We start from the raw sequence: 12,986 nt of genomic DNA on the forward strand, positions 1-12,986 counted from the left end.
GAATTTCACACCTACTATTGATGTAACCCGGTTTGCCGGGTCGTTAGCTCAGTTGGTAGAGCAGCGGACTTTTAATCCGTTTGTCGCAGGTTCGAATCCCGCACGACCCACCAGACACGAATTTCAGACTGCAAGCCTGATGATTCGGCTCGCAGTCTTTATTACATCTACTATTGATGTAACCCGGTTTGCCGGGTCGTTAGCTCAGTTGGTAGAGCAGCGGACTTTTAATCCGTTTGTCGCAGGTTCGAATCCCGCACGACCCACCAGTACACGCCGCTAGCGCGGCAGAAAAATCCCCTGACGGCTCATACTGTCAGGGGATTTTTCATATTCATTCCGGCTGGCTGCCCGCCCCCACTGTCTGCGATAATCAGCCTAAATAATCAGGACGGGATCCATCATGCGCCAGAAATTACTCGCCTTACTGCTCGCAGGCTTTGCCACAACGTGCTTTGCCGGCGTCAATGAAAACCTGCTGTCCGCACAAATGGCCTACCAGAACGCCGATGGCAAACACACTGGCCGAACAACGTCTGGCCGACGCGCAAAATGCACTCGCCAATGCCAGCGCCGAACTAGCCAGCGCCCAAAGCACGCTCACGGCAGCAGAAGAGGCCATGAGCAATGCCACCAGCCAGTTGCAGCAAGCCTGGCAAAACAAGGAAGCCGCCCAGTAAGGCCGGCTTCCCTGCCGCATCAGGCGTCGACGCCGTAGCTGGCGCGATAGGCCTTGACCGCCTCCAGATAGCGGGCGAGTTCGTCGCTGCCTTCGATAAAGGTCATCAGATCGCCCAGATTGGCGATGGCAACAACCGGCAAGCCATACTGCTGTTCGACTTCCTGCACGGCAGACAAAACACCGGTGCCGCGCTCCATACGGTCCAGAGCAATAGCCACACCGGCAGGCTCGGCCCCCGCGGCACGGATCATGGAGATGGACTCGCGCACCGAGGTGCCGGCCGTGATCACGTCGTCGATGATCAGCACCTTGCCCTTGAGCGGCGCGCCAACCAGTACGGTACATTGCACCCTTTTTCCGCCAGTGCCATCGAGGTCGCCGCTGCCAAGATAATGCCCTTGTAGGCCGGGCCGAACAGCATGTCGAACTCGATGCCGCTAGCCTGGATCGCATCGGCGTAAAAACGCGACAGTGCCAGCGTGCTGGCGCCATCATTGAACAGGCCGGCATTAAAGAAATAAGGCGACTTGCGGCCGGCTTTGGTGGTGAACTCACCAAACTTCAGCACCTGGCCTTCGAGTGCAAAACGAATAAAATCCTGTCGAAAATCGCTCATAACCCACCCCTCAAACTGGACACAGCCTTGTACGGCCAAAAAATTTGCCGGCAAGGATAACACGGGAGAACCGCTTGCTTCGAATCGTTTCCGCCAACCTTAACGGCATCCGCTCGGCGGATAAAAAAGGCTTTTTCGACTGGATGGCCAAGCTGGAAGCCGACTTTGTCTGCGTACAGGAGCTCAAGGCTCAAGCCGCCGACTTGTCGGCACGCATGCAAGCCGCCGACGGCATGCAGGGCTATTTCCACTACGCCGAAAAAAAGGGCTATAGCGGCGTCGGCGTCTATACCCGGCACACACCCGATGCCGTTATCGAGGGCTTGGGCATAGACTGGATAGACCGCGAAGGTCGCTATCTGCAACTGGATTTCGGTCCGCTCTCGGTGATTTCGCTCTACTTGCCGTCCGGCTCCAGTTCGGACGAACGCCAGCAGGTTAAATTCGACTTCCTCGCCGTGTTCCTGCCCCACCTGGAAAGCCTGTACGCCAGCGGCCGCGATGTGGTGATTTGTGGCGACTGGAATATCGCCCACAACGAGATCGACCTGAAAAACTGGAAAGGCAATCTGAAGAATTCCGGCTTCCTGCCCGAAGAGCGCGCATGGATAGGCGATCTGTTCCAGCGGGTAGGCTGGGCCGATGTATGGCGCACACTGTATCCACAGGCGCCCGGCTATAGCTGGTGGAGCAACCGCGGCCAGGCCTATGCCAAGGATGTGGGCTGGCGCATCGACTACCAGATTGCCACCCCGGCACTGATGGCTTGCGCCCAAAACGGTCACGTCTATAAGTACGAGAAATTTTCCGATCACGCGCCGCTGATCATCGACTACGACTATCCGACATGATGAGCTTTATCGAAGACGACGACGTTTATCTCGTCACCGTCCCAGGCTGGGGCGGCTCGGGCGAGCGCCACTGGCAGACATACTGGGAAAAAAGCTACCCGCTTGCCTGGCGCGCCGAAATGCCCGACTGGCTGCAGCCCGAACGCAAATCCTGGCTGGCGGCGCTCACCACCACCCTCGCCAGCTGCCCGGGGCAGGTGGTAATGGCCGCGCATAGCCTGGGTTGCCACAATGCCGTCGCCTGGCTGCTATCGCGCTCGCTGGCCGAACGCCATCAGCTCAAGGGCCTGCTGCTGGTTGCCCCGCCGGCGCTACCGATTGCCCCGGCGATCGCAAGTGCCGCCGGCGTACTGCCAATCGACGCGCAGTTGCCGGCATTTACTGGCTTTGGGGCTCCCTGGCTGCAAACCCTGCCCTGCCCCACCATTCTTGTGGCCAGCCGTAGCGACCCGTTCTGTCCCTACGACAGCGCCGCCATGATGGCGCAGGCGTGGGGTGCGCAACTGATCGATGCCGGCGACACTGGCCATCTGGGGGATACGGCAGGACTGGGCGCGTGGCAAGCAGGACAGAAACTATTGCAGCAACTGATGCTGGGCTAGGCACCAGGTGGCGGCGCTGGCGCCGCCCGCTAATCCCCGTCCTCGCCCCAGCATAGCGGCGCTGCACCGCTATAGAGGTAGCCCCAGTCGCGCGGCAGTGTATTGTTATTGCCCTTGGACACCAGCATCTGGTGGATATCAAGATCGCCGCCACGAAAGGCGGCCGAACTGCCGCGCAAATACATCGTCCACATGCGTGCAAAGCGCTCGTCGAACATGGACACCACCTCGCTGCATACCGCTTGATAACGCGCCAGCCAGCACTGCAAGGTGCGCGCATAGTGCAGGCGCAGGCTCTCCATATGCACAAGCTTGAAGCCATGCGCCGGCAATGCCGCTACCAGCGTTTCCGGTGCCGGAATATGGCCGCCGGGGAAGATGTATTTTTCTATCCATGGATTGGTTTCACGCGATTCGGGCCCGGTAATGGTGTGCAGCAACATCAGACCGCCGCCCTGCAGCACATTGGATGTGCGGGCAAAAAAATCATCGTGGTGCCCCTGCCCGACATGCTCGAACATACCAACACTGACGATGCGGTCAAACTGTTCGCGCCGGCCATCCAGATCAAGATAATCCATCAGCCGGATCTCGACCCGATCCGAAAGGCCGGTACGGGCGATGCGCTCGCGTGCCCCCTCATGCTGCTCGGCCGACAGGGTAATACCCAGCACCCGGGCACCACGCTGTGCCGCAGCCAGCGCCATCCCGCCCCAGCCGCAGCCTATATCCAGCACACGCATGCCGGGGCGAATGGCCAGTTTGTCCAGACTCAAGGCGATCTTGTTACGCTGCGCCTGCTCCAGCGTGTCGTCGGAGTGACGAAAATAGGCACAGGAATAGGTCCAGCTCTCGTCCAGCCACAGGCGGTAAAAATCGTTACCCAGATCATAATGGCGACGCACATTGTTTTGCTGGCGTTCGCGCCGCGCCTGCAGGCGCTCGCCTATCCAGCCCAGCGCCCGTGTAGCACCACGCCGGAACAGCGTGTTCTCACTGGCCACCATGGTTCCCAGCAGCGCATCCCACGAGCCTTCTATCTCGAGCACGCCATCCATATAACACTCGCCCAGATACACCACCGGGTCTTCCAGGCGGGCCGGTGGCGGGCGGGTAAAGTTCAGGACAAAAGCACTTTTCCCCTGCTCACCATAGCTGGCAACTTCACCATCCCAGTAATGCACGGCAAACGGTGCACCACGCAAACCGGCAAATAATTGCCGCAGAACCTGCTTGATCATGTGGCCTCCCGGCGTCTCGCCCAACACAGCACCGACCTTATGGATTTAGCGGGTGTTGTGCGATAGCGCCAGTCGGCACCGTCAGAGACTCAGCTGCCCGTACTCACCGGGCGCGCAGGATCGCTACACCATTCGCTCCAGGAGCCGGGATAAAGCCGGCTGCCAACGAGGCCGGCATGCTCCATCGCCAGCAGATTGACGCAGGCGGTGACCCCGCTACCGCACTGGTGTACCACCTCGCCCGCCGGACGCCCTGCAAGCAAGGCCTGCCATTCTGCGGCCAGCTCCGCTGCCGGCTTGAAGCAGCCGTCCGCACCCAGATTGGCCTGAAAGAAACGGTTAAGCGCGGCGGGAATATGGCCGCCCACCGGGTCCAGTGTCTCGCCTTCGCCGCGAAAGCGCTCGGGACTACGCGCATCGACTACGGCAAAAACAGGTGCCGCCAGATTGGCCAGCACGGCAGCGGCGTCCACCACTTGCGTCAAGGCAGGGGAAGGAACGAACGAGCACGGTGTCGCCGACGGCAGGGCGCTGCTTAGCACGCCACCAGCACGCAGCCAGGCAGCCACGCCGCCATCGAGTACGGCCACCGCGCGATGCCCCAGCATGCGCAGCAAAAACCACGCGCGCGCGGCGAACATGCCGCCGGCGTCATCGTAAACGACGACTTGGGTATCTGCCCCTACGCCCAGCAGACCCAGTTTTTGCGCAAGCAGATGGCTATCCGGCAGCGGGTGGCGGCCATTGCGCCCGCTCTTGCTGCCGGACAGGTCGGTATCGAGATGCAGATAGTGTGCGCCGGGCAAATGGCCGGCCAGATAGGCGCGCTCGCCATAAGCGGGATCGCCCAGCTGGAAACGGCAATCCAGCACGACGGTGGCGTCAGCAGGCAGGGCGGCCAGATCGCGGGCCGAAATCAGGGTGGTGTACATGGCAGGCTTTCGCTTTGAACATCAGCCTAGGCTAAGGCCATGCCATGTGATTGACAAGCATCAGGCCAGCAGGATCAGGCCCCAGACGACAGCCAGATTGCACAGCCCGAGCAACTGGGCGGCACTGCCCATATCCTTGGCGCGCTTGGCGAGGGGATGGCGCTCGAGCGAGGTGTGATCCACCGCGGCCTCGATCGCCGAATTGAACAGCTCGATAATCAGTGTCGCCAGCGTGGCGGCAATCAGCAGTACCCGCTCGACCGTGCTCACATCCAGCAGGCAGGCGGTTGGCACCAGCACCAGCGCCAGCAGGCTCAGCTGGCGAAATGCGTCTTCATGCACGAAGGCCGCCTTAAAGCCGGCCATCGAGTAGCCGAAGGCATTAAACAGGCGGCGCAAGCCGGTCTTGCCCTTGTACGGGCTTGTTTCCAGAGACTTCATGGGGTTTCCAGCAAGGTGATCTGTTGCGGCTTGGCAAGCCAGTGTATGCGTTGATTCAGCGCAGGACTGATCCACACCCGCCCTGCGCCATCGATCAGCAGGATATCACGAACCCCCATGCGTCTGGCGTAGTGCGTGGCCGATGCGGGACCGGCCAGATACAAGGGTTTGCTCGCCACATCGGACAGCAGCCCGGCATCCTTGCCCGCCGGCGCGATGACCGTGGCCGCCTGCAGCTGGCAATCGGTATTACCGTCGCGCGGGTCGACCAGATGGCAGTGGCGCTTGCCGTTCAATTCGAAATAGCGCTGATAGTCGCCCGAGGTGCCGATGGCTTCGCCGTCACGCAGTTCGACCATGGCCAGCGCTTCGTTCTTGCGCGGGTGGCGGATGCCGACACGCCAGGGCTGGCCATCGGTTTTTGCACCCAGCGCCATCACATTGCCGCCGATATTAATCAGCGCCGAGTGCACGCCTGACGCTTTCAGGCTGGCATAAGCCCTGTCCAGCGCCCAGCCCTTGGCCGCACCGCCCAGATCCAGCGCCACGGCAGGATTATTGCTCGTGAGCTGCGAGCCGGAAAACACCAGATCAGACAGCGCAGGCCTCGCTTGCACCAGCGCACGCAGGCGCACAGGATCAGGCGAAACCGGCGCATAGCGATCGGCATGAAAGCCCCACAATGCAACCAGGCGACCGATGGCTGGCGAAAACAGGCCATCGGAGGCCGCTTCCAGCTGCTGCGAGCGCTGCAGCAAAGCCTTGAGATCCGGCGCCACCGGCGCCGGTTTACCTGACGCAAATGCGGCATTGAGCGCCGTCACTTCGCTGCCGGCTTGCCAGGCATGCAGCCGGCCATTCAGCGCATCCAGATCGGCCAGCACTTTGGCCGTCGCCTGCTGTGCCTCTGCTTCAGGCAGACCCGCGACGCTGATCTCGACCCGGGTGCCGAACACATAGCTTTCCTGCCGGTAAGGTGCGGCCTCGCGGCTGCACGCCGCCAGCATCAGCAACAGCGGCAGCAGAACGCACCTCATGCCGTCCCGACGGCGCGCTCCAGCGCGTCGATAAACAGGCCGGCCACATTCAGCCCGGTCTGGTCCATGATTTCGCGGAAACAGGTCGGGCTGGTGACATTAACTTCGGTCAGATAGCTGCCGATCACATCCAGGCCGGCCAGCAAGATACCGCGGCGCTTAAGCTCGGGCGCAACGGCGGCGGCAATCTCGCGGTCGCGTGCCGATAATGGCCGCGCCTCGCCGCGGCCGCCGGCCGCCAGATTGCCGCGCGTCTCGCCGCCTTGCGGAATACGTGCCAGCGCGTAATCGACCGGCACACCGTCGATGACCAGAATGCGCTTGTCGCCATCGCGAATCTCGGGAATATAGCGCTGCGCCATCACCGTGCGCGCGCCTTCATGGGTGATGCTTTCCAGAATCACGTTCAGGTTGGGGTCATCCGGCGTCACGCGGAAGATGCTGCTGCCGCCCATGCCGTCCAGCGGCTTGAGGATGGCATCCTGCTGCAGGCGCACAAAAGCCTTTAGCCGTGCCATATCGCAGCTGACCAGGGTCGGCGCGATCAGCTCGGGGAAATTCAGGATGGCCAGCTTCTCGTTGAAGTCGCGCAGCGCCTGCCCGCTATTGAAAATCTTCACCCCCTCTTTTTCCGCCAGCGAAAACAGCTGGGTGGTATAGAGATACTCCAGGTCAAACGGCGGGTCCTTGCGCATCACCACCGCGTTGAAGGCCGCCAGCGGCTGGCGCAGCTTATTGTCACAACGGTACCAGTCAGCCTTGTCCCCCGTGAGCGTGAGATTGCAGGCATCGACCAGCAAGCGCCCGCCTTCCAGCGAAATATCGCCGGCCTCGGCAAAAGACAAGGCATGGCCACGGCTGGCCGCCTCTTCCATCATGGCAAAGGTGGAGTCCTTGTAGATCTTGAAGCTCTTAAGCGGGTCGGCAATAAACAGGATGCGCATAGCAATGCTCCGCAAAGTCGGATGAAAAAAGCCGGCGACATGTCACCGGCTATCGGGCAAATGCCGGAATCAGGCGTCAGGATCGGTCGCTTCCAGCTCCAGCGCGGACGCAAGCAAAGCCAGACGGGCAATCACGCCATAGGCGTAGAAACGGTTGGGCGGACAATCCGGCTCACCGGCCTTGTCCGGCAGACACGGACACTCGAACGACAAGGGCACAAAGTGCATACCCGGCGCATTGAGGTTTTCGTCTATGCCACGCCCGGTATGCACGCGGTAAAAGCCGCCGATCACATAGCGGTCCATCATGTAGACCACCGGTTCGGCCACCGCTTCGTTAATGCTTTCGAAGGTGTACACGCCTTCCTGTACGATGACTTCCGAGACTTCCAGCCCCTCTTTCACCACCGACATCTTGTTGCGCGCCTTGCGGTTCAGGCCGACCACCTCTTCTGCGCTCTTCACCGACATGATGCCCATGCCGTAGGTACCGGCATCTGCCTTGACGATCACGAAAGGATCTTGCGTGATGCCGTATTCGGCATACTTGACGCGGATCTTGGCCAGCATCTCGTCCACGGTGAGCGCCAGCTCTTCCTCGCCCTGACGCGAATGGAAGTCCAGATTCGAACACTGGGCAAAATAAGGGTTGATCAGCCACGGATCGATGGACAAAAGCTTGGAAAAATCCTGACACACCTGATCATAAGCGCGGAAATGATGGGTCTTGCGCCGTACCGCCCAGCCGGCATGCAAAGGCGGCAACAGGGCCTGTTCCAGATTCTGCAACAGCGCCGGAATGCCGGCAGACAGATCATTATTGAGCAATACCACGCACGGATCGAAACCATCGGCTAGACGCAGACGATTACCCTGGCGCACGATAGGCTCCAGCAGCAGCTTGTCGCCGTTGGCGGCCACAAGCTCGGTCGGTTCGGTGATTTCCGGGTTCAGGCTACCCAGACGCACCTTAAGCCCGGCCTGGCCGAAGATGTGCGCCAGCGTCGCCACATTCTGCAGGTAAAAGGTATTGCGGGTATGGTTTTCCGGAATCAGCATCAGGCTGCGCGCTTCCGGGCAGACTTTGTCGACCGCGCTTTGTGCGGCCTGCACGGCCAGCGGCAGGAATTCCGGATTCAGATTATTGAAGCCGCCGGGAAACAGATTCATATCGACCGGCGCCAGCTTGAAGCCGCTGTTGCGCAAGTCCACCGAGCCGTAAAACGGCGTGTCGTGATGCTGCCACTGGCTGCGGAACCAGTGCTCGATCTGCGGCTGGGCCGCGATGATGCGGCTTTCGAGTTCGAGCAAAGGCCCTTTGAGCGCGGTAGTCAAATGCGGTACGGGCATGGCGTCCCCAATAATCAATCAAATGTAATTAACTGAGAATGGGGACAGCCGCCCCAGATTCAAGCCGCAAGGGTACTCAAGCGGCGGGAGCGGGCAACGGCAAGTCTTCGTTGTAATTGCGCCGGTACAACGCCCCCAGGCTCTGCCAGTCGAAGAAATGGTTTTGCGGGCCGTTATGCGTCACCTTGATCGCACCAATCACATTAGCCAGACGCCCGGTGACCTTCCAGTCCAGACCGCGGCTGATGCCGTACAGCAGGCCGGCGCGGAAAGCATCGCCACAGCCCATCGGATCGACCGGCGGCGCATCCATCTGCACGCGCGGAATCAGGTGCACGGTGTCGCCGACATAGATTTCGGCTCCCTTGGAGCCACGGGTCACGATCAGCGCCTTGACTTGCGAACGCAGCATATCCAGCGTCAGCCCGGCACGCTCGCGGATCAGTTCGCTTTCGTAGTCGTTAATCGCCACATAACTGGCCTTGCCGACGATTTCACGGATCTCGTCGGCCGACAACAGCGGCAGTTCCTGACCCGGATCGAAAATAAAGGGAATACCGGCATCGTGCAATTCCTGCGAATGCTGCAGGAAGGCGGCACGACCGCCAGGCGACAGAATGGCGATATCGACTGCATCAGGCACGTCGGAGATATGGTTGGTATCGCCGAAGTTCATCGCGCCGGGGTGGAATGCCATCAGCTGGTTGCCGTCGCGATCGGCAATGCCAAAGCACTGCGGGGTATACTGGCCGCGGATGACCTTGACGAAGCGTTCGTCGACACCGAAATTCTTCAGATGCTGGCGGTAAGGAGCAAAATCCTCGCCCACCGTGCCCATCAGGATAGGCTTCTCGCCCAACATGGCGAGGCTGTAAGCGATATTGCCGGCCGGGCCGCCAAACTCGCGGCGCATGGTGGGCGCGAGAAAGGTGGTCGAGATCTTGTGCAACTGATCGGGCAGGATCTGGCTGTCGAAACGGTCTTCGAACGAAAACAGGGTATCGTAGGCGATCGCCCCGCAGACAAGGATGGCCATGCTCACTCCAGAGCAAACGTAATCGCGGATTTTAACACGGAACAATTCCCGCCATCAGCGCCGCTGGGGTGGCAAGAGATAAGACTTACAGCAAGATATACACTATGAATGCAAAAAAAACCCGATTATTCCTACTTGCAATCCTGATGTCGTTTTCCGTCACTACGCAGTCGCAGGCAGCCAGCACCGATCTGGATCAGGCGCGCTTTAGCACCCTGTCCGGACAGAGCCAGAATCTGGCGCAGTGGCGTGGCAAAGTGGTGGTGGTCAATTTCTGGGCAACCTGGTGCGGTCCCTGCCGCGAAGAAATGCCGATGCTGGATGTGCTACGCAGCCAGTGGCGCGGACGCAAAGCCGAAGTGGTCGGTATCGCGCTGGATCAGCCGGTGGAAGTGCAAAACTTTGTACGCTCCTTGCGTATAAGCTACCCGGTCTTGCTGGGCGATGCCGACACGCTCCCGCTGATGCGCAGCCTGGGCAATAAAACCGGCGGCCTGCCCTTTACTGTCGTACTGGATCGCCAGGGCAAGATCGTGGCCCGCCTGACCGGCAAGCTGACCGAACAGAACCTGCGCCAGGCCGTCGAGCCGCATTTGTAAGGCCCTGCGCCCCCGACGAAAGAGACCCATGGCCCAAGCTTATTTCATTACCGGCACCGATACCGACTGCGGCAAGACCCACAGCACCGTCAAACTGATCCATCAGCTGCAAGCCCAAGGCCAGCGGGTGCTGGCGATGAAGCCGGTCGCTTCGGGCTGCCAGCGCCTGGCTGACGGCACGCTGGTCAACGACGATGTCGAGCGCCTGTGCGCAGCCAGCGGCCAGCAGGACCGGGCACTCATGTCGCCCTACCGCTTCGAGCCGGCCATCTCGCCGCATCTGGCCGCCGCCGAGGCCGGCATCGAAATCTCGCTTGAGCACATCCAGCAACATTACCGGCAACTGGCAGTAGACGCCGATGTGGTACTGGTTGAAGGCGCCGGCGGCTGGTTTGCCCCGCTGGGGGACACCCTCTCCATTCAGGAGCTGGCGCAGGCACTGGCGCTGCCGGTGATTCTGGTGGTGGGCATGAAGCTGGGCTGCATCAACCATGCACGCTTAAGCGCACAAGCCATCCAGGCCTCAGGCTGCAAGCTGGCTGGCTGGATAGCCAACCGCGTGGTGGCGGACCAGCCGCGCTACGCCGAAAATCTCGCCACCCTCAGGCAACTCCTGCCGGCGCCGCTGCTGCTCGAGTTGCCATGGGAAGGCTGAGCCCTTGCCTATTTTTTGCAAAGACACACAATGACCCGCAATAAAGAATGGCTACAGCGCAGCCGCGCCGCCGTCTGGCATCCGTGTACGCAGATGAAGCGCCACGAAACCCTGCCCATCGTGCCGATTGCCCGTGGCGACGGCGCCTATCTTGTCGATTTTGACGGCCAGCGCTATCTCGACGGTGTGTCGTCGTGGTGGGTCAATCTGTTCGGCCATAACGAAGCGCGCATCAAGGCCGCCATCAGAAGTCAGCTGGACGAACTCGACCATGTGATGCTGGCCGGCTTTACCCACCGCCCGGTGGTGGAATTATCCGAACGCCTGTCGGCACTGACCGGCCTCGGTCACGCGTTTTACGCCTCGGATGGCGCCAGCGCCACCGAGATCGCCCTCAAAATGAGCTTTCATTACTGGAAGAATCAGGGGCGCGTCCAAAAGCAGCGTTTTGTCAGCCTGGAAAACAGCTACCACGGCGAAACCGCAGGCGCGCTGGCGGTCACCGATGTGCCGCTGTTTTCCGCCACCTACGCGCCTCTGGTGAAAAACGGCTGGCGCGTGCCCTCGCCCGATGCACGCGGCGCACGCTCTGGCGAATCGGCACGCGATGTGGCGCTACGCGCAGCCACCAGTCTGGAAAACCTGCTGACCAAACATCATGGTGAAATCGCCGCGCTGATTGTCGAGCCTCTGGTGCAGGGCGCCGCCGGCATGGCCATGTATGACGCAGCCTACCTCACCCGCGCGCGCGCGCTGTGCGATCAGTACCAGATCCACCTGATCGCCGACGAGATCGCCGTCGGTTTCGGCCGCAGCGGCACGCTGTTCGCCTGCGAACAGGCCGGCATCCGCCCCGATTTCCTCTGTCTGTCCAAGGGCATCACCGGCGGCACCCTGCCGCTGTCGTGCGTGTTAAGCAGCGATGAAATCTATCAGGCCTTCTACCACGACGATGTGACGCGCGGCTTTTTGCACTCGCATAGCTATACCGGCAGTGCGCTGGCCTGCAGTGCGGCGCTGGCGGTGCTGGATATTTTCGAACAGGATGATGTGCTGGCACGCAATCGCGAGCAGGCGCTGCGCTTTGATGCGCTGCTTGTGCCCTTGCAGCAACACCCGCGTGTACGCCATTGGCGCCGCTGCGGCATGATCTGGGCTTTCGAGGTGGATAGCGCGCGTGCCGATTTTGCCCAGGCCTTTTTTGCCGCCATGCTCAAGCTGGGCTGTTTGCTGCGCCCGATAGGCAAGACCGTGTACTTTATGCCGCCTTATGTGGTGACCGAAGAAGACATGACGCTGCTGCGCGATGCGACACTGGCGACGCTGGAACTGCTGGAACAAGACGCCGGCGCCGGCGCGGCGGAAACCGCACTGCCCTGACGCAAAAAAGCGCCTGCCTCCCCAAGCGGGACGCAGGCGCTTGACTTAACTTAATCAAGCAATCAGATTGCGGCGGCCAGACGGCTACCCTGATCGATGGCACGCTTGGCATCCAGCTCGGCGGCCACATCGGCGCCGCCAATCAGATGCACGGTCTTGCCGGCTGCCTGCAGCGGCGCGACCAGTTCGCGCAGCGGATCCTGACCTGCGCAAATGATGACGTTATCCACCGGCAGGGTCTGGGTTTCACCCTTGATGGTGACGGTCAGGCCGGCATCGCTGATGCCCTCGTACGTGACGCCGGACACCATATTGACCCGCTTCATCTTCAGGCTCTCACGGTGGATCCAGCCGGTGGTTTTGCCCAAGCCTTCACCCACCTTGCTGTTCTTTCTTTGCAGCAGCCACACTTCACGCGCGCTTGCCGGTGCATGCATGCCCTTGGCCGACAAGCCACCGGCGCTCTCACCCCGGGTATCCACACCCCATTCGTCCATAAAGGCCGCCACATCAAGCGATGTCGACTCGCCGTCCTGGGTCAGGAATTCGGCGGTGTCAAAACCGATGCCGCCGGCGCCGATGATCGCCACCTTGCGCCCGACCGGCTTGCCATGCTTGTG

General features: G+C 61.0%; 14 protein-coding genes, 2 tRNA genes and 1 pseudogene. 8 read left to right on the top strand and 9 right to left on the bottom strand.

Translation table 11 applies throughout. From position 1 onward, the window contains the following. Positions 1 to 37 precede the first annotated feature (37 nt). From EGI20_RS13275 to EGI20_RS13285, 3 genes are all read left to right on the top strand, one after another. Positions 38 to 113, top strand: a tRNA-Lys gene (locus tag EGI20_RS13275). Between the two features lie 80 nt (positions 114 to 193). Beyond that, positions 194 to 269 (top strand) — tRNA-Lys (locus EGI20_RS13280). Positions 270 to 509: 240 nt separating this feature from the next. After that, positions 510 to 680, top strand: coding sequence for a hypothetical protein (locus EGI20_RS13285; protein ID WP_498632040.1), 171 nt, complete (start codon positions 510 to 512; stop codon positions 678 to 680). Between the two features lie 19 nt (positions 681 to 699). Here EGI20_RS13285 and EGI20_RS13290 read toward each other — a convergent pair. Continuing rightward, positions 700 to 1,298: pseudogene (locus EGI20_RS13290) on the bottom strand (orotate phosphoribosyltransferase). A gap of 74 nt (positions 1,299 to 1,372) precedes the next feature. On the opposite strand from EGI20_RS13290, the gene EGI20_RS13295 reads away from it, so the two are divergent. Continuing rightward, the gene (locus EGI20_RS13295; protein WP_498632041.1) at positions 1,373 to 2,149 is read left to right on the top strand and encodes an exodeoxyribonuclease III; all 777 of its coding nucleotides are present in this window, start codon (positions 1,373 to 1,375) and stop codon (positions 2,147 to 2,149) included. After that, the gene (locus EGI20_RS13300; protein ID WP_498632043.1) at positions 2,146 to 2,751 is read left to right on the top strand and encodes an RBBP9/YdeN family alpha/beta hydrolase; all 606 of its coding nucleotides are present in this window, start codon (positions 2,146 to 2,148) and stop codon (positions 2,749 to 2,751) included. Before EGI20_RS13295 ends, EGI20_RS13300 begins: the two co-directional genes overlap by 4 nt. A 29-nt stretch (positions 2,752 to 2,780) precedes the next feature. On the opposite strand, the gene EGI20_RS13305 is transcribed toward EGI20_RS13300, so the two are convergent. The 7 genes from EGI20_RS13305 to EGI20_RS13335 form a co-directional block, all read right to left on the bottom strand. Next, complete coding sequence (locus EGI20_RS13305; RefSeq protein WP_498632044.1) at positions 2,781 to 3,992, bottom strand: class I SAM-dependent methyltransferase; 1,212 nt, start codon at positions 3,990 to 3,992, stop codon at positions 2,781 to 2,783. Positions 3,993 to 4,081: 89 nt separating this feature from the next. Beyond that, positions 4,082 to 4,924: a sulfurtransferase gene (locus EGI20_RS13310; RefSeq protein WP_498632045.1), complete on the bottom strand. Its 843-nt coding sequence runs from the start codon at positions 4,922 to 4,924 to the stop codon at positions 4,082 to 4,084. A gap of 60 nt (positions 4,925 to 4,984) precedes the next feature. Further along, positions 4,985 to 5,365, bottom strand: a complete 381-nt coding sequence (locus EGI20_RS13315) for a diacylglycerol kinase (RefSeq protein ID WP_498632046.1) — start codon at positions 5,363 to 5,365, stop codon at positions 4,985 to 4,987. Further along, positions 5,362 to 6,402 carry an FAD:protein FMN transferase gene (locus tag EGI20_RS13320; protein WP_498632048.1) on the bottom strand — a complete coding sequence of 347 codons (1,041 nt, stop codon included), beginning with the start codon at positions 6,400 to 6,402 and terminating at the stop codon, positions 5,362 to 5,364. The genes EGI20_RS13315 and EGI20_RS13320 overlap by 4 nt, the downstream gene beginning before the upstream one ends. Further along, positions 6,399 to 7,346 (bottom strand): glutathione synthase, encoded by a 948-nt coding sequence (gshB, locus tag EGI20_RS13325; RefSeq protein WP_498632049.1) that lies wholly within the window; start codon positions 7,344 to 7,346, stop codon positions 6,399 to 6,401. Before gshB ends, EGI20_RS13320 begins: the two co-directional genes overlap by 4 nt. Positions 7,347 to 7,415: 69 nt before the next feature. Next, positions 7,416 to 8,696 (bottom strand): glutamate--cysteine ligase, encoded by a 1,281-nt coding sequence (gene gshA / locus EGI20_RS13330; protein WP_498632050.1) that lies wholly within the window; start codon positions 8,694 to 8,696, stop codon positions 7,416 to 7,418. A gap of 76 nt (positions 8,697 to 8,772) precedes the next feature. Then, a complete protein-coding gene (locus EGI20_RS13335; protein ID WP_498632052.1) occupies positions 8,773 to 9,732 on the bottom strand; it encodes a carbohydrate kinase family protein in 960 nt (319 codons plus the stop codon). A 146-nt stretch (positions 9,733 to 9,878) separates the two neighbouring features. Between EGI20_RS13335 and EGI20_RS13340 the strand changes: the two genes are divergently transcribed. From EGI20_RS13340 to EGI20_RS13350, 3 genes are read left to right on the top strand one after another with little or no spacing between them, the layout of a single operon-like run. Continuing rightward, positions 9,879 to 10,331, top strand: coding sequence for a TlpA family protein disulfide reductase (locus tag EGI20_RS13340; RefSeq protein WP_498632053.1), 453 nt, complete (start codon positions 9,879 to 9,881; stop codon positions 10,329 to 10,331). 28 nt (positions 10,332 to 10,359) lie between these two features. Continuing rightward, positions 10,360 to 10,986, top strand: a complete 627-nt coding sequence (bioD, locus tag EGI20_RS13345; protein WP_498632054.1) for a dethiobiotin synthase — start codon at positions 10,360 to 10,362, stop codon at positions 10,984 to 10,986. A 30-nt stretch (positions 10,987 to 11,016) separates the two neighbouring features. After that, positions 11,017 to 12,366, top strand: a complete 1,350-nt coding sequence (locus EGI20_RS13350; RefSeq protein WP_498632055.1) for an adenosylmethionine--8-amino-7-oxononanoate transaminase — start codon at positions 11,017 to 11,019, stop codon at positions 12,364 to 12,366. Between the two features lie 62 nt (positions 12,367 to 12,428). Here EGI20_RS13350 and EGI20_RS13355 read toward each other — a convergent pair. Continuing rightward, positions 12,429 to 12,986, bottom strand: a 558-nt coding sequence (locus EGI20_RS13355) for an FAD-dependent oxidoreductase (protein WP_498632056.1), incomplete at its 5' end; no start/stop codon positions are given.

The sequence above is a fragment of the Aquitalea sp. S1-19 genome (genome assembly GCF_024343515.1).

Coding starts and splice junctions, on each gene's coding strand:
- EGI20_RS13285 (WP_498632040.1), top strand. CDS start 510: ATGGCAAACACACTGGCCGAACAACGTCTGGCCGACGCGCAAAATGCA.
- EGI20_RS13300 (WP_498632043.1), top strand. CDS start 2,146: ATGATGAGCTTTATCGAAGACGACGACGTTTATCTCGTCACCGTCCCA.
- EGI20_RS13305 (WP_498632044.1), bottom strand. CDS start 3,992: ATGATCAAGCAGGTTCTGCGGCAATTATTTGCCGGTTTGCGTGGTGCA.
- EGI20_RS13310 (WP_498632045.1), bottom strand. CDS start 4,924: ATGTACACCACCCTGATTTCGGCCCGCGATCTGGCCGCCCTGCCTGCT.
- EGI20_RS13315 (WP_498632046.1), bottom strand. CDS start 5,365: ATGAAGTCTCTGGAAACAAGCCCGTACAAGGGCAAGACCGGCTTGCGC.
- EGI20_RS13320 (WP_498632048.1), bottom strand. CDS start 6,402: ATGAGGTGCGTTCTGCTGCCGCTGTTGCTGATGCTGGCGGCGTGCAGC.
- gshB (WP_498632049.1), bottom strand. CDS start 7,346: ATGCGCATCCTGTTTATTGCCGACCCGCTTAAGAGCTTCAAGATCTAC.
- gshA (WP_498632050.1), bottom strand. CDS start 8,696: ATGCCCGTACCGCATTTGACTACCGCGCTCAAAGGGCCTTTGCTCGAA.
- EGI20_RS13335 (WP_498632052.1), bottom strand. CDS start 9,732: ATGGCCATCCTTGTCTGCGGGGCGATCGCCTACGATACCCTGTTTTCG.
- EGI20_RS13340 (WP_498632053.1), top strand. CDS start 9,879: ATGTCGTTTTCCGTCACTACGCAGTCGCAGGCAGCCAGCACCGATCTG.
- bioD (WP_498632054.1), top strand. CDS start 10,360: ATGGCCCAAGCTTATTTCATTACCGGCACCGATACCGACTGCGGCAAG.
- EGI20_RS13350 (WP_498632055.1), top strand. CDS start 11,017: ATGACCCGCAATAAAGAATGGCTACAGCGCAGCCGCGCCGCCGTCTGG.